This window comes from Marinobacter sp. es.048 (assembly GCF_900188435.1).
GTDB lineage: Bacteria > Pseudomonadota > Gammaproteobacteria > Pseudomonadales > Oleiphilaceae > Marinobacter.
On the sequence record NZ_FYFA01000001.1, the window covers coordinates 2,368,407 to 2,386,308 of the forward strand.

15 protein-coding genes and 1 pseudogene are annotated in these 17,902 nt (G+C 50.2%); 15 read left to right on the forward strand and 1 reads right to left on the reverse strand.

All coding sequences use genetic code 11. The annotated features are described in order from the left end of the window. Nucleotides 1-146: 146 nt before the first annotated feature. A complete protein-coding gene (locus tag CFT65_RS11000; protein WP_141103813.1) occupies nucleotides 147-1,052 on the forward strand; it encodes a CoF synthetase in 906 nt (301 codons plus the stop codon). Continuing rightward, the gene (locus CFT65_RS11005) at nucleotides 1,049-2,161 is read left to right on the forward strand and encodes a CapA family protein (protein WP_088828094.1); all 1,113 of its coding nucleotides are present in this window, start codon (nucleotides 1,049-1,051) and stop codon (nucleotides 2,159-2,161) included. The genes CFT65_RS11000 and CFT65_RS11005 overlap by 4 nt, the downstream gene beginning before the upstream one ends. Nucleotides 2,162-2,176: 15 nt before the next feature. Here the strand turns inward: CFT65_RS11005 and CFT65_RS11010 are convergent, their stop codons facing one another. Next, the gene (locus CFT65_RS11010; RefSeq protein WP_088828095.1) at nucleotides 2,177-3,361 is read right to left on the reverse strand and encodes a glycosyltransferase family 4 protein; all 1,185 of its coding nucleotides are present in this window, start codon (nucleotides 3,359-3,361) and stop codon (nucleotides 2,177-2,179) included. Nucleotides 3,362-3,792: 431 nt separating this feature from the next. On the opposite strand from CFT65_RS11010, the pseudogene CFT65_RS11015 reads away from it, so the two are divergent. The 13 genes and pseudogenes from CFT65_RS11015 to CFT65_RS19115 form a co-directional block, all read left to right on the forward strand. Then, nucleotides 3,793-4,901: pseudogene (locus CFT65_RS11015) on the forward strand (IS3 family transposase). Nucleotides 4,902-5,631: 730 nt separating this feature from the next. Then, complete coding sequence (locus CFT65_RS11020; RefSeq protein ID WP_141103814.1) at nucleotides 5,632-6,951, forward strand: hypothetical protein; 1,320 nt, start codon at nucleotides 5,632-5,634, stop codon at nucleotides 6,949-6,951. 376 nt (nucleotides 6,952-7,327) lie between these two features. Continuing rightward, nucleotides 7,328-8,464 carry a glycosyltransferase gene (locus CFT65_RS11025; RefSeq protein ID WP_088828097.1) on the forward strand — a complete coding sequence of 379 codons (1,137 nt, stop codon included), beginning with the start codon at nucleotides 7,328-7,330 and terminating at the stop codon, nucleotides 8,462-8,464. Continuing rightward, complete coding sequence (locus CFT65_RS11030) at nucleotides 8,464-9,492, forward strand: polysaccharide deacetylase family protein (RefSeq protein ID WP_088828098.1); 1,029 nt, start codon at nucleotides 8,464-8,466, stop codon at nucleotides 9,490-9,492. The genes CFT65_RS11025 and CFT65_RS11030 overlap by 1 nt, the downstream gene beginning before the upstream one ends. After that, on the forward strand, nucleotides 9,489-10,703 hold the full coding sequence (locus CFT65_RS11035; protein ID WP_228705821.1) for an O-antigen ligase family protein: 1,215 nt from the start codon (nucleotides 9,489-9,491) through the stop codon (nucleotides 10,701-10,703). Before CFT65_RS11030 ends, CFT65_RS11035 begins: the two co-directional genes overlap by 4 nt. Before the next feature lie 74 nt (nucleotides 10,704-10,777). After that, a protein-coding gene (locus tag CFT65_RS11040) for an IS3 family transposase (RefSeq protein ID WP_088828050.1) occupies nucleotides 10,778-11,919 on the forward strand; the annotation gives its coding sequence in 2 pieces (ribosomal slippage) (nucleotides 10,778-11,030 and nucleotides 11,030-11,919; 1,143 coding nt in all). 329 nt (nucleotides 11,920-12,248) lie between these two features. Next, nucleotides 12,249-13,142, forward strand: a complete 894-nt coding sequence (locus CFT65_RS11045; protein ID WP_088828099.1) for a glycosyltransferase — start codon at nucleotides 12,249-12,251, stop codon at nucleotides 13,140-13,142. A gap of 383 nt (nucleotides 13,143-13,525) precedes the next feature. Further along, nucleotides 13,526-14,667 (forward strand): IS3 family transposase gene (locus CFT65_RS11050; RefSeq protein ID WP_088828050.1). Its coding sequence is split into 2 segments (ribosomal slippage): nucleotides 13,526-13,778 and nucleotides 13,778-14,667, totalling 1,143 coding nucleotides; the frame shifts between segments, so codons are not numbered across the junction. A 151-nt stretch (nucleotides 14,668-14,818) separates the two neighbouring features. Beyond that, on the forward strand, nucleotides 14,819-15,157 hold the full coding sequence (locus CFT65_RS11055; RefSeq protein WP_088828100.1) for a hypothetical protein: 339 nt from the start codon (nucleotides 14,819-14,821) through the stop codon (nucleotides 15,155-15,157). After that, nucleotides 15,154-15,819: a class I SAM-dependent methyltransferase gene (locus CFT65_RS11060; RefSeq protein ID WP_141103815.1), complete on the forward strand. Its 666-nt coding sequence runs from the start codon at nucleotides 15,154-15,156 to the stop codon at nucleotides 15,817-15,819. Before CFT65_RS11055 ends, CFT65_RS11060 begins: the two co-directional genes overlap by 4 nt. Before the next feature lie 299 nt (nucleotides 15,820-16,118). Next, a complete protein-coding gene (locus CFT65_RS11065; protein WP_088828102.1) occupies nucleotides 16,119-17,246 on the forward strand; it encodes a glycosyltransferase family 4 protein in 1,128 nt (375 codons plus the stop codon). 234 nt (nucleotides 17,247-17,480) lie between these two features. Next, entirely contained in the window at nucleotides 17,481-17,618 is a 138-nt protein-coding gene (locus tag CFT65_RS19040) for a hypothetical protein (protein ID WP_172408462.1), read from the forward strand. After that, nucleotides 17,611-17,902 (forward strand): hypothetical protein (locus CFT65_RS19115; RefSeq protein ID WP_416376643.1); only part of this gene is annotated, 292 nt, incomplete at its 3' end. The genes CFT65_RS19040 and CFT65_RS19115, both read left to right, overlap by 8 nt.

Sequence of the window (17,902 nt, forward strand, 5' to 3'; positions counted from 1 at the left end):
CGTCTCCATCATTGTCCAAGAGGCAACTCCGCAGTCAAACCACCCATGGGCAAGAAAAGCGTGGGAAGCGCGGGTTTGGCCGTCATACAGCAGGTACAACCGGGGAGCCCACTCAAATCACGCTTGACCGGAAGGAGCTGGCCCGAATGCTGGCTGTTCGTGATTACTGCTTCCGGCACTACGGCCTAAAGCTTGGTCAGCGAGAGGCAAGGTTGTGGGGCAGGCCAGAAGCCGGCATTAAATCCCGGCTCAAGAACTTTGTAATGAACAGGCGGGTTTTTCATCCGGTAGGCGCTCAAGCTAAGGATGAAGTGGCAGACCTGCTAAGCTGGAAACCGGATTACCTGTACGGTTATGCGTCTTTGTTACTCGAAGCGGCGCAAATTCTTGATGGTATGGAGATCGAATTCGATCCACCGAGATGTGTGGTGTGCACGGCAGAGTCTATTCTCCCGGCTCAAAAGGCTTATATATCGAGAGCATTTAAGGCTCCGGTAGCTGAAGAATATGGTTCAACCGAGTTTGATGTTATTGCTTTCGAGTGCACCACAGGGCATCGTCATTTGGTGAATCCTTGGCTCATCGTTGAGGAGGGTGAAGACAACGGCTTGATATCCGATGTTTCTCGTACGAGCCAGAGTCTAATTAGGTATCAGCTGGGTGACTTATTCGCGATAAAGGGTTTAGGTTGTGGCGCTCTGGGAGCTGTCGAATCTATTGAACAGTTGCAAGGTAGAACACTCGATAGGTTTTTTTATCTTAGTGAGGGTAACAAAATCCATGCATCAGCTTTCTCAAAGCTTTTTGACCAATATCTTACAGAAACTAAAGACCTTTTTCTGTTTTCCCTGCGTCAGGATGCCTATAGCGAACTTAAAGTGTTTATCGATAGCGCCCCTAAGAATGGCACGACCGATCTCAAGGAGTTTCTGGAGCGAGAAATAAGCGGTTTCGCAGGTGTTCGCATTGGTGTAGAGGTATCTGTAGTTGCAAATCGTGACAGGAGTGAGAAGCGGAATTATTTTGTGCAAAACATGAAGGCCCCTGAATGAGTAAGTTAAGTGCAGGCAGACTAACAATCTCCGCAGTTGGTGATATATCGCTTGGAGATCATCCCGTATGTGCTGGAATCGGTATGCGGAAAGCGTTTACAGAGCGAAAAGAAAAGGTGCTGAGTGGCGTGGCACATGCTCTGAATGACTCGGATGTGTGCATTGGTAATCTTGAAACGGTTACGTCAGATATTGGTCTTAATCCCTACTGGCTGCCATCGTACGAGATGCGAGGTAGTCCCTCGGCACTAAAATACATCAGAGCTGCAGGTATCGATATTCTTGGTGTTGCAAACAACCATGCTATGCAACACGGCAGGGAAGCTTTCAATGACATGGTAAAGCAAAGCTTGGACGCTGGATTTTCAGTCATTGGCTTGGATGAGGGAGGTAGAGCACGCTTGGAAACAATTGCGCATGAGAATGGCGAAGAGAGTATCGTTTACTCAATCTCGACTCGCCCTGAAGAGTGGGATGATAATCCAGATGATGTACCATACAGTCTCCGAACACACACAGAAAAGTTGGTTGAGGAGGCTAAAGAGCTTCGACAACAGTGTTCTGGCTTTCTGATATGCTCAATGCACTGGGGCCTGGAGTTTTTGGACTATCCGGGGCCTGATCAAGTGGAACTGGCACACCTGCTTATTGACGCTGGTGTGGACGTTATACTCGGACACCATCCTCACGTTCTGCAGCCAGTTGAACGCTATAAAGATGGCCTGATTTTCTATTCGCTAGGTAATTTTGCGTTCGACTTGTGGCCCCGAGCCACGAAACTAACAACGATTGCAAAGGTCAAACTCGTAAAAGGCGTGATGCCGGATTATGAGTGCGTGCCCGTGGAGATTAGAGACGATTTCACATTGGCTATCGCTTCACCATCGGCAGCAGAAGAAATTGGCAACTTGTTGTCGTGGGAGAGGTATATGGCCTTGCCGGACAAGCCTGTTGATGAACAGGACTACTATTTGCGCTACAGAAATGAAAGAAAAAAGTTCCGATATTCTAGCTACCAATATTTTCTCAAAAACGCGTTTAGATACCCACCGTGGTTCTTTATTCAGTCACTGGCCCGAACGGGCCTGAGACGTTTAACCGGCACTTGAGAAAGCAAAAGCTACTTAATTAAGGGCATTGATGATTTCATTGAGGCGGGCTTTATCGTTCTCCCAGTTGTATTTATCGCGAATAGCTCGGTAGCCGTTTTCGCCCAGCTCTTGACGAACGGCTGGGGTTTTTAGATAGTCGAGCTTCTCAGCAATGTCCGCTGGATCCAGGTCGCGACAGACAACACCACAGTTCGCTTCTTCTATGATGCGTTGGATTGGCAACACTTCAGTTGTCAGTACTGGAAGCCCTGCTAGCATGTAATCGAAGATTTTATTGGGGATAGTGTGGTTCCAATGGCCACATACCCGATAGGTCAGAGCACCGACGTTAGCATTGGCCATAAGCTGGTCCACATCTTCTTGCGAGAGCCATCCATGCACCCGCACAGATTCCTCGATATCCAACTTTCTGGCCAGGTTGATCAATTTTTCCTTGCATGCACCTTTCCCGACAATGTCCACCTGAATTGTACTTTTAGCATTGCCTTTCTCGATGTAATGGCCAACAGCCTCGATGAGTAAATCCAGACCCCTGAGTTCAGTTAGGAAACCAACGTAAACGATTCTCAGAGTTTCGCCATTGTGTTTGTGCCGGTAGTTATTGTACTTTTCAATAGGTGGGGTGTTACTCACTATTGACACTCTCTCTGTTGGCACACCCATGGCGAGGAGCCGATCCCGGGATTCTGCGATCATCACGATAGTGTGATCTACTTTGGGCAACACCGCCTTTTCATAACGTGCCGCAAGATTGGGGTTTTTGACAATACTGTCCAGCCAGGATCGGTCGGAATGTTTTGCAGAAGACCTGTACATTTCCGGGTAGACTTCCGCCATATCGAACACTACCTTCGCCGGTCCGAAGCGGGCAATTAAGGTGGCAGCGCTAACCAGGGGAAGGTCCCGCACTATAATTACTGGCTTGGGCGCGCCCTTGATAGCCTTTGATATCGTGTAGAGCCAGATTGGATTAAACCAAAGGGGCATATTTATCAGCTTTTGAATCACTCTCGGTAATCGTTGGGTCCGCGGAATGCGACGAATCTGAAAACCTGGGGTAGATTCATTGGTGGGTTTCTGGTCCAAGTTTCTGGCGATTATCGTGACGGCGTTGCCGGCTTCGTTGAGTGACTTTGCAAGCTTTTCTACGCGGACGTCCCAAGGGTAGTCCTCTTTGTATACGATAAATATCTCCAAACCCAGCTAACTCCCTGTAACAGTGCTCGATATGCAAATGGGCAAATAGTGTACCAGTAACAGTTAGCTGCCAGCACGCGGTTCCCTGTTTGGTCATGGGAGCCATGCGCCGCAATGATAGGCTTTAAACCTCTGTTCCTGGCATCACCGTCTCTCTGCTTGAATTTTGCTTGGCCGCAGGTCAAGACCATTCATTCAATTATGGACAACTAGGTAGAGGTGTTGCTCAGACCTGTTAAGTCCTCCCCATTTAAACTGGGAATTCTGGCACGATAGAGTCGTGGTTCAGAGGTTATGCCATTAGGCGACCTGTAGTGGTTCAATGATTCCGGACACCAATGTAGGTGGTAATATCGCCACCATAAACGAGGTGTCTGATGACCAGAAAGTGACGTTCTTTTTCTCCTGAGTTCAAACAGGAAGCAGCCAGCCTGGTGCTGGATCAAGGTTACACGATTCCCCAGGCGAGCGTGTCCCTGGGAATTGGTGAAAGCGCTATCCGGCGCTGGGTTAACCAACTGACCGAGGAGCGTGACGGTGTCACCCCGAAGGGCAAGGCGTTAACCCCGGAGCAGCGCCGTATTGAGGAGCTGGAAGCCCTCTGCAAGCGCCTTGAACAGGAGAAAGACATACTAAAAAAGGCTACCGCTCTCTTGATGTCGGACGACATGAATCGTACGCCCTGATAGACCAGTTGAGTGAGCAAATGCCTGTTGAAATGGTCTGCAATGCGTTTGATATCAGCCGTTCCAGCTATTACGAGTACCGCCAACGGCGGAAGCACGTGGATGTTGAGCGTCAGGCCCTGAAGGCTCAGGTAAACCGTCTCTTTACCTAGAGCCGAAGCTCTGCCGGCAGTAGAACGATCAAGGGCATGCTCAATGACGACGGCGTTGTCATCGGGCGTTTCAAGGTTCGACGATTGATGAGTGAACTGGGGCTGATCTGTAAGCAGCCGGGTCCTCACGCCTACAAACAGGCGACCGTTGAGCGACCGGATATCCCGAACCATCTGGCTCGTGAGTTTACGGTAGACCGGCCGAATCAGGCGTGGTGTGGTGACATCACCTACGTATGGAGCGGCCAGCGGTGGAGCTATCTGGCTGTCGTTCTAGATTTGTATGCCCGACGCGTCGTTGGTTGGGCGATGTCATCCAGCCCCGATGCGGATTTGGTGGTCAAAGCTCTAGACCACGCCTGGGAACAGCGTGGTCAACCAGAAAAAGTCATGTTCCACTCGGATCAGGGAAGCCAGTATGCCAGTCGAAAGTTCCGTCAGCGGCTCTGGCGCTATCGAATGACACAAAGCATGAGCCGACGCGGTAACTGCTGGGACAACGCACCGATGGAGAGACTGTTCCGGAGTCTGAAATCCGAATGGATACCGGCCCTGGGATATCGGAATCTGCCTGAGGCCAAAAAAGATGTGGGTGGCTATCTGATGGACTACTACAACCGGCAACGACCCCACACATTCAACGACGGCATTTCGCCCGTTGCGGCTGAGGAAAACCTTAAAATACTGTCCGGGATTAGTTGACCACTACACAAGGATTTTCGCTTCGCCCCAAACGCAATAAGACAGCCAAGCACTTTCAGCCGCTTCAGCAGGCCAATCTTCCCAACCACCTTTGGGGTGTGATTTCGTTCATTTGCGCCGTTCTAAGGCCGGTTTCTGCGTCTGCTGACGATCCTTGAGCTGTTTACCCGCAAATGCCTTGGCATCATGGCATATTTTCCGGGTGGCTCGGAGGTCTTCGAGGCCGACAACTGTTCCGAGTTCGCCGGCAAAGTCATGGACTGATTGGCGTATGAGAGTAAAATAAAAACCGACTTCTTACGACTGGGTAAGCCCATCAAGAATGCAAGTGTGGAATCCTTCAATGGGTGACTTCTACAGGAACCCCTGAACGACAACAGTTTCTTGTTGTTGGCATACGCCAAGGAAGAAGATCGAAGCGTGGAGGATGTTCTACAACCAAGTCCGCCCCATCCCGCATTGGAGTGGTCCATGCCGTTGGGCAATCTAGAAAATGCGGCTTCTCGGCGCGAACAGCAACAACTGGAGTCGGATTTTCCGGCTCTGGCTGAACCTAATGTGGAGTCAGGGCCAGGCTTGCCAGATGATCAATTCTTAACGGTAACTGTCCTGAGTAATCGGTTTATATTGTGTTAAGTTTTGTGGGATGTTTGTCGTAGTGGGAACTTGGATAAAGTACTGAGTCTAAGGATTGCTATTGTTCGGCAGGCGGCAAACTTTGGAGCATTTCATGACTATGTATGAATCAAGCAAGCATAAGGTGGCTATATTTCTCGTGAGCGGTCTTTTTGCTCTTCCTTTTCATGTTCAAGCGGACCCTGTGGTGTCAGCGGTTGTTCTGCAAGACACAATGAATCGCATTTCAGTATTCGGGAAAGACTTTGGCAGCAAGAAGCAAGCCGCCCCCATACTCGTTGATCGTGTAGACATTGCCTACGAAAATGGACTAAAGAATAGTGTTTATTCTGACGTAGACGGTTCAGAAGCCGTGATTAGATCTACAGATTCGAATGAGAGCCTATGGGAAAAATCAAGCTTGAACGTTCATGTGGATAGTACCCGCGTTAAGCGGCATCCTGCTTCGCGGTCACATTATTTTTTTGAAGGAGAGAACAACTTCCTAGGCTGGCCTAACGCCTACGGGGGCCTTGATACTCCGGCCGACAATCGGCAGCTGTATGTTTCCTGGTGGTACAAGCCAAAGGTCGACCCAGGCTCCTACTGGGCTTTTACGACTGAAACTCTCATCGGAACTTTTCAGGAGTCCGAGACGTTGCTTGTAGAGGGCGGTTATGAGGGTGTTTTTCTCGGTATCGACAGCGATGGTTTAATTAACGCTGGATTTTCGGGAGTGTCAAAACAGAGTCTTGTAGGTGCTCGAATTGAAGGTGAAAAATCTGGCGCAACGGTAACTTTTCCCACAGAGTTCCGGGGCGGCAGCGGCAGCGGCTTTGAGACTCCGGGCTCTCAGAAGTTCCTTAGGATCTGGGAGGACCCATACGGTAAAGACGGTATTCGTTTCTCTTGGACACAGATGCACCAAACCGGTATGGGCGTTGTTAATTGGGACTCCCAACCACTCAAAGGAAACCAGTGGAATCATCTTGAAGTAGAGCTCGACACGGTTACAGGTAGAGTTGCCCTGGCCATTAACGGGAACTTTTTTGGCGGCTTCGACTTTGATCCCGCCCGGGACGCTGAGGGTAAATGGAGCCCGACAGTTGCGGCGTTGGGCTTAAATGGAAAGGTTGGAAAGCTTCAAGAAGGTGAGATTGACGATATATACATAGACAGGTCGCTGCAACGAGTAATCATCGGCGACTCACCAGAGTACAGCAAGCTGACACAGTATGAGGTTCAAAGGCCGATTTCTTGGGAAGACGGTGAGATTGAATTGGCACTGTTCCTTGGGGAGTTTGAGGATCGGGGAACGCTGGGTGGTCTCTATGTATATGTGTTTGATGATCAGGGTAATGTCAATCAGAAGGGGTATGAAATTTGTGAAGATTGTAAGGCTCCCCCATCCTCAACACCTCTCATAGTGGAGTAGTAACAGCCTACGCCTATTGGAATAGTTTTTGTTGAAGATGGCTTAAATAGTCAAAGCTATGATGTGTTGTAAGGGCCAGCGAAAGGGGGCTACACAAATTTACTCATATTCTGGGCGAAGAAATGATGGTCAGTCCGCATCTCTTAATCTAGCCGTTCTGAAACTCGCGGTGAGTTGGTTGCAATGCACAATTTGCAAACGAGGACCTGCTTTCCATTTTCGACTAGGCGAGAGTGCTACTGGCTGGAAGGTGGTAATCTAGAGGCCAGCGATATTTGGCAGCCTCGGGTTTGCTGGACACTGCCCATGGGCGATCTGTTATTTTGGGTTGAGAGTGGGTTTTAGCGCTACGCATTAACAGCAGGATGCATAGTTGATGTCACACCAGGAAGTTCCCCAGCCGATCCTTTTTGTTATAGACCATTTCCGTAATCCCAATGCCGGTACGGAAGGCCAGATGCTTAATCTTATTAAAGGGTTAGACAGAGCTAGGTTTGAGCCCATTCTTTTGGTGTTTCGTGATTCTGAGTATCTCCGGAAATATGGTTTCCCCTGTGACTATCATGTTCTGGGGCACACACGTTTATTCGCTCCTGTAACCTGGGCTGCATTGTGGAAGCTCGCCTGGAAGTTCAGAGCTTCCGAGATTCGCCTCGCCCATGTGTTTTTTAATGATCCCTCCGTCATTTGCCCTCCTATATTCCGGCTGAATGGTATAAAAACCATCATTTCCAGGCGCGACATGGGGTATTGGTACACTCTGGCCTATCGCGTAATGCTCGCTATATCTGGGCGGTTTGTTTCCACTGTTATCACAAACAGTGATGCGGTGAAGCAGGTGACGATAAGGGCGGAACCGTTCGATCTATCACAGGTTCATGTGATTTATAATGGCTATGGTGCGGGCGAGACATTTTGTGAGGTGCCGGCTGACCTTACGGAGCTGCGCACTAAGCATCTGAACGCCGTCTTCGTAGGGTTGGTCGCTAACATACGCCCAGTCAAGCGGATGGAAGATGCCGTTAAGGCGATTGGTCAGCTTCATCAAAGCGGCCACGATGTGCACCTCATATTGATCGGAGACGGGAGCCAGGCAAACCTCCGGTTACTGGCCTCGGAGCAGGGCGTAGCTGAAAGGGTTCATTTTCTCGGTCCAAGAGCGGACGTAAAAGCCTGCCTCAAGGCTCTGGATATTGGCCTGTTATGCTCAGAGTCTGAAGGGTTTTCGAATGCCATTGTTGAGTATATGCAGGCGGGATTACCGGTGGTTTGCAGTAATGTGGGCGGAAACCCGGAGGCGGTCGAGCATGGCGAAACCGGGTATCTGTATCCCTGCGGTGATGTTGCAGCACTGGCGAGCCATCTGCGGAGGTTGAGTGACAGTGGTGAATTACGTCAGCGAATAGGCGACAATGCTTTTAGGTGTGCCAGGGAGCGTTTCAGTATGGAGACTATGGTGGCAAAGCATCAGGAAATATATGACGGGCTTATCGGACCCGAGAGGAGCGGCTAATGGAGCTGTTGTCGAGATCAATCCGTAAGATTGGCCCGATGGGTGGGTACCAATTTGCTCGGCAGATCTGTCGAAATCAGCCCCGTATCCTGATGTACCATCGTTTCTCAGACTCACCGGTAAAAGGCTGGGCAAGCTCTGAGTGTTTCGAGCAGCAGGTCAGGCATATTCGGGAACGCTACAACCCCTATTCCCTGGTCGGGCTGATGAAATATCATCGTGAACATGGCCGTATGCCTCCGCATGCGGTCGTGATTACGGTGGATGATGGCTACCGAGACTTCTATGAGCACGCCTTTCCCATTCTTCAACGCCATGGCGTTCCCGCAACCTTGTTTGCAACAACGGGCTTCATCGACAGACGGCTATGGCTATGGCCGGACAAGATTACCTGGATTCTGGACCAGCTCTCCCATGTCAGCCGGGAATTCACTATTGGTTCCTTCAAAGTGAGCGAAGGTGCCTTAAATGGTGAATCTCGAAGCGAGCTCTGGAAACGGTTGATTGCCCACGCCCTCTCGCTGCCAGACGAAGTGAAACATGAATTCATATCCGGCCTGGCCTGCGCGCTGGGGCTTGTCTTTCCCGATGAAATACCGGAGTCTTTTGCACCATTATGCTGGAATGAGCTGAAGAGAATGCAAGAAGCGCACATTGAGATTGGTGGGCATACGGTAACCCACCCATCTTTGGGGCGGGTCACTGAGGCTCAGGCAAGGGATGAAATATTCGGTTGCCGTGATGCATTGAATCAACATCTCGGGCAGCAGGACCGCACCTTCTGCTACCCCAACGGCCAACCGTCGGATTTTCAGCCTTTCCTGCCGGATCTCGTTCGAGAGGCTGGCTTCCTGGGAGCAGTAACGGCTTTCCCGGATGCCCAAGGTATCAGCGACAGGTATCTGATGCGTCGGCACGCCAGTGGAGATAATATGTTTCAGTTCCATAAGGCTGTTTCGGGCTTTGAGCTCTTGGGGCATCGTGTAAAAGGTGATCGAAAGTTTGAGCTGGAATTTTCACCGACATGAAACAGGAAATGATGGTTTCTGTTCAGGATGAAAAGCGGAGCGCCCTTACAAAACTGGATGCAACGGTCGTAAACCAGTTCAGCTTTGTTCTGTATCTGTATTTTATCCTCGATTTCTTTCTTCGCTTCTCTGTTCGGATTCCTGGCTACGCTGTGATCCGACCAACATTAGCGGCCGTCGTCGCCATCAGTCTTCTACTGTTTTTGCAGCGTGACAAGCTAAAAGGCCGCTTCCAGGATCCGATTTTCAAAGCAATTTTTGTGCTATTCGGTTATCTCGTTATCAGCCTGCCATTGGTGGAATGGCCCGGGAGTGTCGTTCGCACAAACATTGATCCCTTCGTCAAAGCCGTTGCTTTTCTTTTCTTCACTGCCTTGATTATTGACACGGATAAGAGACTGAAATGGTTTATCGGAGTGTTTGTTTTCTGCCAGGTGTTTCGTGTGTTGGAACCGCTGTATCTCCATATTACACAAGGTTACTGGGGGAGCTCCACTCATCTGGGTGGGGGAGAATTTGCGGCTCGACTCGCCGGGGCTCCGGCGGATGTGATCAACCCAAACGAGTTGGGTTTTGTGATCGTTACTGCCATTCCGTTCCTTCACTATCTGCTGTGGCCTTCAGGCCGGAAATCTAAACTGTTGTACCTGGCCATTATGCCAGCGATGTTGTACGCACTGATTCTCACCATGTCCAGGGGAGCGTTTATTGCGCTATTGGTTGTTGCGTTTCTGGTGTTTAAAGAATCAAGGCATAAAATGAAGCTGATTTTTTTGGCTGTGGTTATTGTTGTAGGTGCTTTGAGCGTAATGACACCTATTCAGAAAGATCGGTATTTGTCCCTGGTTGATAGCGATACCGCAGGGGCTGCGACTGCGGAAGGGCGTCTTAAAGGAATGGTGGGGGAGTTCAAGCTGGGCCTTACGCGGCCTGTTGTGGGTCATGGTCTTGGAACGACACCTGAAGCCAAAGCTAACAAATTGGGAAGACAGAGAGCCAGCCATAACCTTTATGCTGAGTTGATTATTGAGTTGGGACTGATCGGCTTTGCGATTTTTCTAAATTTTCTTTACCGGATTACCCGTAAGCTTTCCGTCGTTCGGTCGCAATTTGCGGCCTTGAACAGAAGGGACCAATCTTATTACTCGCGGTTGAATAAGTGCCTTATTGCGGTGTTTTGGATGTATGCGGTTTACAGTCTGAACTATTGACCCTACCCCAGAATTTAGGTCCATTTAAAACTGGAAAATCCGGCATGATAGAGCCTTGAGCAGGAGATCATGCCATGAAGCGATCCCGTTACACCGAAGAGCAGATTGCCTTCGCCCTGAAGCAAGCCGAGCTGGGTACGCCGGTCCCGGAAGTCTGTCGGAAAATGGGCGTCTCGGATGCCACGTTCTACAACTGGCGCAAGAAGTATGGCGGCCTGGGGCCATCCGAGCTGAAGCGACTCAAGCAGCTGGAGGAGGAGAATCATCGCCTTAAGAAGCTGGTAGCGGACCTAAGCCTGGACAAGGCCATGCTTCAGGACGTGGTGGCAAAAAAGCTCTGAGACCGCCTCGTAAACGCCAACTGGTGGCTGACCTACAAAAGCGATATGGGGTCAGCGAACGCCAAGCGTGCGCGGTCTTGCAGTTTTCCAGGGCGTCTAATCGCTATCAATCGGTGGCGAGGGACTCGTCGGCGCTGTCGATGAGGATCCGTGAGATCACGCTCACGCGGCTTCACTACGGTTACCGGCGTGTGCACGTCCAGCTGCAACGGGAGGGTTGGCGTGATAATCACAAACGGGTTTACCGGTTATATCGGGACCAGGGGTTGTCACTTCGCCTCAAGCGTCCGAAGCGTAACAAGGCCGCCAAGAACCGACAGCCGCTACAGCAGGCCAACCATCCCAATCACATCTGGGGCATGGATTTTGTCTCAGACGCGCTGTTTGATGGTCGACGTCTGCGTCTCCTGACGATCATTGATCTGTTCACCAGGGAGTGCCTCGGCATTGTGGTTGGGCAGAGCCTGAAGGGCCACGATGTTCAGGAAGCCCTGACGGCGATTGCGCGCTTCCGGGGCAACCCGGAGGTGCTAAAGACCGACAACGGTTCGGAGTTTGCCGGCAAGGTCATGGATCGCTGGGCCTATGAGCGAAACATTGAAATCGACTTCTCACGGCCCGGGAAGCCTACCGACAACGCAACGGTAGAATCGTTCAATGGACGACTCCGGCAGGAATGTCTGAATGAAAATTGGTTCTTGTCACTGGCCGACGCCATGGAGAAAATCGAAGCATGGAGGACTTTCTATAACCAAGTCAGACCCCATTCCGCATTGGAGTGGTGCACGCCCTCGGACTACGCCAGAAAACATGCGGTTTCACGAAGAAAACAGAAGCAACTGGAGCCGGATTTTTCCAACTCTGGGTGGACCTAATTCGGGGTCAGGGTCACTATTGGGGGTTGTCTCAGTACTACTGGTATCTTTTGGGGGGCTTGGTGATTGCGTTTGGGCGTCTCGTTGGACAGGAATTGCCTTCAACCAGTGATACAAAGTCACAAAACGACCAATCGAAAAAGTCCAGTTCCAGTTATACCTTAGCCGACCGTTTACGAAGATAAGGTCTTGCTGTCTTGTGATACATTGTGGGTTTTAACGAGCCAGAACCCGCTTCAAAATCTCGTGTGTAGCCAAGAAAAAATGGCTTTTAGATGTTAAATTATTTATCGAAATTTTAGACTAACCAACCGATAGCAGGTCGAAAAATGGACGGTTCAGGGAAGACATTAGTTTCCGTGGTTGTGCCGGCATTCAACCGAGTTGAGTATATTAGAGAAACGGTGGAATCGGTGCTTTCGCAGGACTATCCGCGGGTGGAGCTTATCGTCGTTGATGACGGTTCTACAGATGGAACGTACGAGATTCTTCTTGAATATGCGGAGAAGGGAGATCTGAAGCTTTTAACCCATCCAAACCGCGCTAATCGAGGGCAATCAGTCGCATTGAATCGGGCGCTTGAGAATGCGTCCGGTGAACTTATAGCCATACTTGATAGCGATGACATTTTCTTGCCAGGCAAGCTCCGCGCTCAGGTGGATTATCTTCAGGCTCACCCAGAGGTTGGGCTTGTTTATGGTATGGGTGAAGCGGTAGATGAAAAGGGGCGGTGGCTCTATAACATTCATTCGCCGAATCATATTGAGCCGAATGACCCAAATACGGTGTTGCTGGATTGTTATTTTTCTTTGCCGGTGAACGCTTTGGTGCGCCGATCTATCTATGAGCAGGTTGGTGGTTTCGAGGAAGGGTTTCGGGCCGCTCAAGATCATGACATGTTGATCAGGATCGCTGAAAAAACCAGGTTCGCATTTATTCCGGTCAAGGTTTTTCAGTATCGCCGCCATGGTGATTCGATTAGCCATAAAGGCCTGCGGAAACGCTGGGAGAATGGTTTCGAGATTCTTCGCCGTGCTCAGGCTCGCTATTCTTACAATACATCTACCATTCGAAAGCGGCGCGCGTTACTTAATTATCGAATGGCGCAGGTGTGCTGGCGTGAGAACAGGAGTTTTGCTGCGATCGGGCATTTGCTTAGATCAGGAGCGCTCGATCCGGTCCGCGCACTGAAGGTGCTTACCGGTAAGGAAAAGGTTAGGTAAGGAATCGGTCCCTATAACGCTTTGAAGTTACGCGCAGTAATGAACGGAGTTACGGGGCAATGAAGGTTTTGGTGACTGCTTTGAAGCCCGGGAGGCGGCACAGGTACTTTTTTCCGTTGTGTGTACGGTCAGCCAGTCTTTGAGGGCAATAGCTTTACCCCCAGCTCCTGATATCAAGAAAGAAACTGGAGTGCCAGCTGATGTTCCATTGCTCGGTTTTTTTGGGTGCTTCATGAGTCCCAAGAGGACCCAACTCCTGATGGATGCTATGGATGCTATTCAAAGGCGACTGAAAGTAAGTCCTATTGACCCTACCCCAGAATTTAGGTCCATTTAAAACTGGAAAATCCGGCATGATAGAGCCTTGAGCAGGAGATCATGCCATGAAGCGATCCCGTTACACCGAAGAGCAGATTGCCTTCGCCCTGAAGCAAGCCGAGCTGGGTACGCCGGTCCCGGAAGTCTGTCGGAAAATGGGCGTCTCGGATGCCACGTTCTACAACTGGCGCAAGAAGTATGGCGGCCTGGGGCCATCCGAGCTGAAGCGACTCAAGCAGCTGGAGGAGGAGAATCATCGCCTTAAGAAGCTGGTAGCGGACCTAAGCCTGGACAAGGCCATGCTTCAGGACGTGGTGGCAAAAAAGCTCTGAGACCGCCTCGTAAACGCCAACTGGTGGCTGACCTACAAAAGCGATATGGGGTCAGCGAACGCCAAGCGTGCGCGGTCTTGCAGTTTTCCAGGGCGTCTAATCGCTATCAATCGGTGGCGAGGGACTCGTCGGCGCTGTCGATGAGGATCCGTGAGATCACGCTCACGCGGCTTCACTACGGTTACCGGCGTGTGCACGTCCAGCTGCAACGGGAGGGTTGGCGTGATAATCACAAACGGGTTTACCGGTTATATCGGGACCAGGGGTTGTCACTTCGCCTCAAGCGTCCGAAGCGTAACAAGGCCGCCAAGAACCGACAGCCGCTACAGCAGGCCAACCATCCCAATCACATCTGGGGCATGGATTTTGTCTCAGACGCGCTGTTTGATGGTCGACGTCTGCGTCTCCTGACGATCATTGATCTGTTCACCAGGGAGTGCCTCGGCATTGTGGTTGGGCAGAGCCTGAAGGGCCACGATGTTCAGGAAGCCCTGACGGCGATTGCGCGCTTCCGGGGCAACCCGGAGGTGCTAAAGACCGACAACGGTTCGGAGTTTGCCGGCAAGGTCATGGATCGCTGGGCCTATGAGCGAAACATTGAAATCGACTTCTCACGGCCCGGGAAGCCTACCGACAACGCAACGGTAGAATCGTTCAATGGACGACTCCGGCAGGAATGTCTGAATGAAAATTGGTTCTTGTCACTGGCCGACGCCATGGAGAAAATCGAAGCATGGAGGACTTTCTATAACCAAGTCAGACCCCATTCCGCATTGGAGTGGTGCACGCCCTCGGACTACGCCAGAAAACATGCGGTTTCACGAAGAAAACAGAAGCAACTGGAGCCGGATTTTTCCAACTCTGGGTGGACCTAATTCGGGGTCAGGGTCAGGAGCCGGATTTTTCCAACTCTGGGTGGACCTAATTCGGGGTCAGGGTCATATGCCTCATGTAGTCATGTTTGGCTGGCGCGGTTCAGCTTCCTGACTATGTGCTTGACCGCGCAGATAAACGAGGGAAAAGCCTATGAAGACTAACTTTAATTGCCCTGTGTGCGAATCCAAAGGATGGATGTCGCTTGAGGCATATAGCATGAGGGAACGAACGGTTCCTAAGTTTTCACGGTGGCAGAGGATAGCCGAACTCGGAAAAATTGCGGCAAGAATTCTGGTGTTTGCCCGGCCAGCAAAAAAAATCTTGGAGCGAAAGTTCCTATCGAAATACGAACTCGATCGGCAGAAAATTTTCCGCGATATTTGGGGTGGGGGTAATTTATTGACCTCAATTTATGTGAAAAGTGTGGATTTGTCTGTTATGACCCAAGGCCGACGAGCGAGGATATATCTGCCAAATATGAATCTTTGAAGGCACGCGATCCAAATGTCGGTGGACAGAATCTTGCCGATCCCGTTATGGTCAAAATGGATCGGGATAGGTCTTTTACTGTATATGAAAAGGTAAAATCGCACACAAAGGGTAATTCGGTGCTCGACTATGGTGGCGGAAACGGAAAGATTATGAATTCCTTTATTGAGCATGGTTACGCTTGCTATATAGCTGATTATTCAGACGTGCAACTTCCCAATGTGGAAAAGGTTGCTAACGATATTGAAGGCTTAGAGCATCGATATTCAATTATTATTTTGTCGCATGTCTTGGAGCATGTTGCCGAGCCGGGGGAGCTAATTTCTAGGCTTAAGGATCATTTGGAGGATGACGGAGTGGTTTATGCTGAAATTCCGATTGACATTCTCGGGGGCATACGACTGGAAGGAGACCCAGTTACACACATCAATTTTTTTACGCGAGAAAGCCTTGCGACTTTATTCAATAGGAACGGATATCAGGTTGTAAGCGGAAATACAGAGTACGGGACCTACGGAAGACACCAGTTAGAAGTAGGCTGGCTTCTGGCACAAAAGGGTGATGAAGCGCCCTCCTACAAGCCAACATCTGCTAAAAAACTATTGTGGCCAAGCCGCTGGTACGCACTCAAGAAGTTGCTGGTTGAGGCGAGTAAATCGTAGAACTTGATATCTGAATGCTTTCTTATAATGAATATCCATCATTCGATTCCTGTTTTAAGTGAATTCGAAAAAATGGGAGATACGCGCAGGATAAGTTACTCGTTGCTAAGATTTCGAATGGCCAGGTCTGTTGGCGCGAGAATAAAAAGCTTTTCTGCGCTAGGGCATCTGCTAAGGTCTGAATCGCTTGGCCCGGTTTCGGTGCATTAGGTGCTTACCTGCAAGGCGAAAGTTAGCTAGGATAGCGACCCCTCTGAAACCTTGAAGTTAAGGGAAGTAGTGAAAGGAGTTACGAGCCAGTGAAGATTTTGATGACCGCTTTGCAGCCGGGAGGCGGTATACGCACTTTTTTCCGCTATGTGTACAGTCAGCCTGTCTTTGAGGGCTATAGCTTTACCATTTTAGCGCCAGATCAGGGGGGGTTAGAAGCTTTCTTGTCAACATTTCTCCCGGCAGGCCGTATTGAACTGGTCTCCGCTGATCCCGGTAAAGCCGGTTTTATGAGGCAGGTACGGAAAATGGCGAGGCAACACTCGTATGACCTTGTGCACTCTCATGGCTTCTCGGCCGGCTTGCTTACCCAGCTGGCTTTGACTGGTAACACTACGCCTCACTTGATGACGGGGCATGATATGTTCACCAAACCTTTGTTTCTCGGTTTCAGGGGCCACGTAAAACGCCTGTTGATGGCGCAATTGTTTAATCGAATGGCTGCGGTTCATACCGTCACTGAGGATGCAAAGCGTAATTTTTTAGAGTTCTTCCCAAGTGTTGCCGATGAGAGAGTCCACCCGATTCTTCACGGGGTAGACGCCAAATTTTTCCAGTTCGGAACAGCTTCGGATATCAAGAAAGAAATTGGCTTGTCAACCGACGTGCCACTGATCGGTTTCTTTGGGCGGTTCATGAGCCCCAAGGGCTTCAGAGTGTTGGTCGAGGCCATGGATATTGTTCGAAGACGTCTGAAAGTAAGTCCTATGCCTCATATAGTCACCTTTGGCTGGGGTGGCTTTATTCGTGAAGATTATGCTTATCTTAAAGAATTGGGGCTAGGCGACTATTTCCACCAGATGGCGCAAACCGATAACATGCCCGGTGCGTTGAAAGGGGTAGACCTGATCGCCATGCCTTCTCGCTGGGAGGCTTGCGGACTTCTTGCCATGGAGGCATTGGCGGCAGGGGTGCCAATCGTTGGAAGTGACTCTATCGGACTTCGTGAAGTGCTAGACGGTAGCCCAGCCAGACAGGTGCCTGTCGGTAATGCTGCGGCACTAGCGGAGGCCTTGGTGGCAGAGATTGATGACATCGAGCGTCGACGGGAAGTCTTCCAGGCATACCAGCCAGCCGCCGTAGCGCGTTTTGGCATTGAACGTCCCGCTCGACATCTCGCAGAGCTATACGTCACGGTCGCAGCCAGTGATAAGTGATGTGTTCCGTCTTGCTCCGGACAATACCGGCTTAACTGTCTTGGTGATGATGCTACTCGCCGTGTCAATTCCCTTTATTGTCTTTACGATGATATCTGCCATCGAAAGTCGAATACCGATGATTGCTGACAAAACCGCTTAACCGAGATTGTTTAATCGATGTTACAACGAGTTTTAATTAATACCGGGTCTAACGTTGCTCAACTTATGGTTAGCATGGTGGCGACGTTCATCATGGCGCCAATTTACCTGAAGATGATGGGGCACCACGACTATGGCTTGCGGGAAATGGTGCTCGCTCTGGTCGGCTATATGGGGGATGCTGGACTTGGGCATGCGCCCAACGGTGAGTCGGTTTGCGTCCATGCATAACGCGCAGAATGATCGGGAATCCTTACTAACTGTTTATGGTACCAGTCTCGTATTTATGACGCTGGTTGGTGTAATTCTTGGATTGTTCTTCTGGCTTTGGGCGCTTTCCTTCCCTGACATACTTAACCCGGAAGGCATGGAAGGTAACACAAAGTATACATTGTTTCTGCTGCTGGTAGGCGCACAGTTGGTGTTTCTGTTCCGGGCTTTGTTTGTGAAAGTTTTCTTGAAGGCCTGCAACGCTATTACTTCAAGAACCTGGTTAATATTTTTTCTATTGTTTT

What these genes read in the sequence shown, in the direction of transcription:
- CFT65_RS11000 (WP_141103813.1), top strand. Translation starts at nt 147, where the DNA reads ATGCTGGCTGTTCGTGATTACTGCTTCCGGCACTACGGCCTAAAGCTT.
- CFT65_RS11005 (WP_088828094.1), top strand. Translation starts at nt 1,049, where the DNA reads ATGAGTAAGTTAAGTGCAGGCAGACTAACAATCTCCGCAGTTGGTGAT.
- CFT65_RS11020 (WP_141103814.1), top strand. Translation starts at nt 5,632, where the DNA reads ATGACTATGTATGAATCAAGCAAGCATAAGGTGGCTATATTTCTCGTG.
- CFT65_RS11025 (WP_088828097.1), top strand. Translation starts at nt 7,328, where the DNA reads ATGTCACACCAGGAAGTTCCCCAGCCGATCCTTTTTGTTATAGACCAT.
- CFT65_RS11030 (WP_088828098.1), top strand. Translation starts at nt 8,464, where the DNA reads ATGGAGCTGTTGTCGAGATCAATCCGTAAGATTGGCCCGATGGGTGGG.
- CFT65_RS11035 (WP_228705821.1), top strand. Translation starts at nt 9,489, where the DNA reads ATGAAACAGGAAATGATGGTTTCTGTTCAGGATGAAAAGCGGAGCGCC.
- CFT65_RS11045 (WP_088828099.1), top strand. Translation starts at nt 12,249, where the DNA reads ATGGACGGTTCAGGGAAGACATTAGTTTCCGTGGTTGTGCCGGCATTC.
- CFT65_RS11055 (WP_088828100.1), top strand. Translation starts at nt 14,819, where the DNA reads ATGAAGACTAACTTTAATTGCCCTGTGTGCGAATCCAAAGGATGGATG.
- CFT65_RS19040 (WP_172408462.1), top strand. Translation starts at nt 17,481, where the DNA reads ATGGCGCCAATTTACCTGAAGATGATGGGGCACCACGACTATGGCTTG.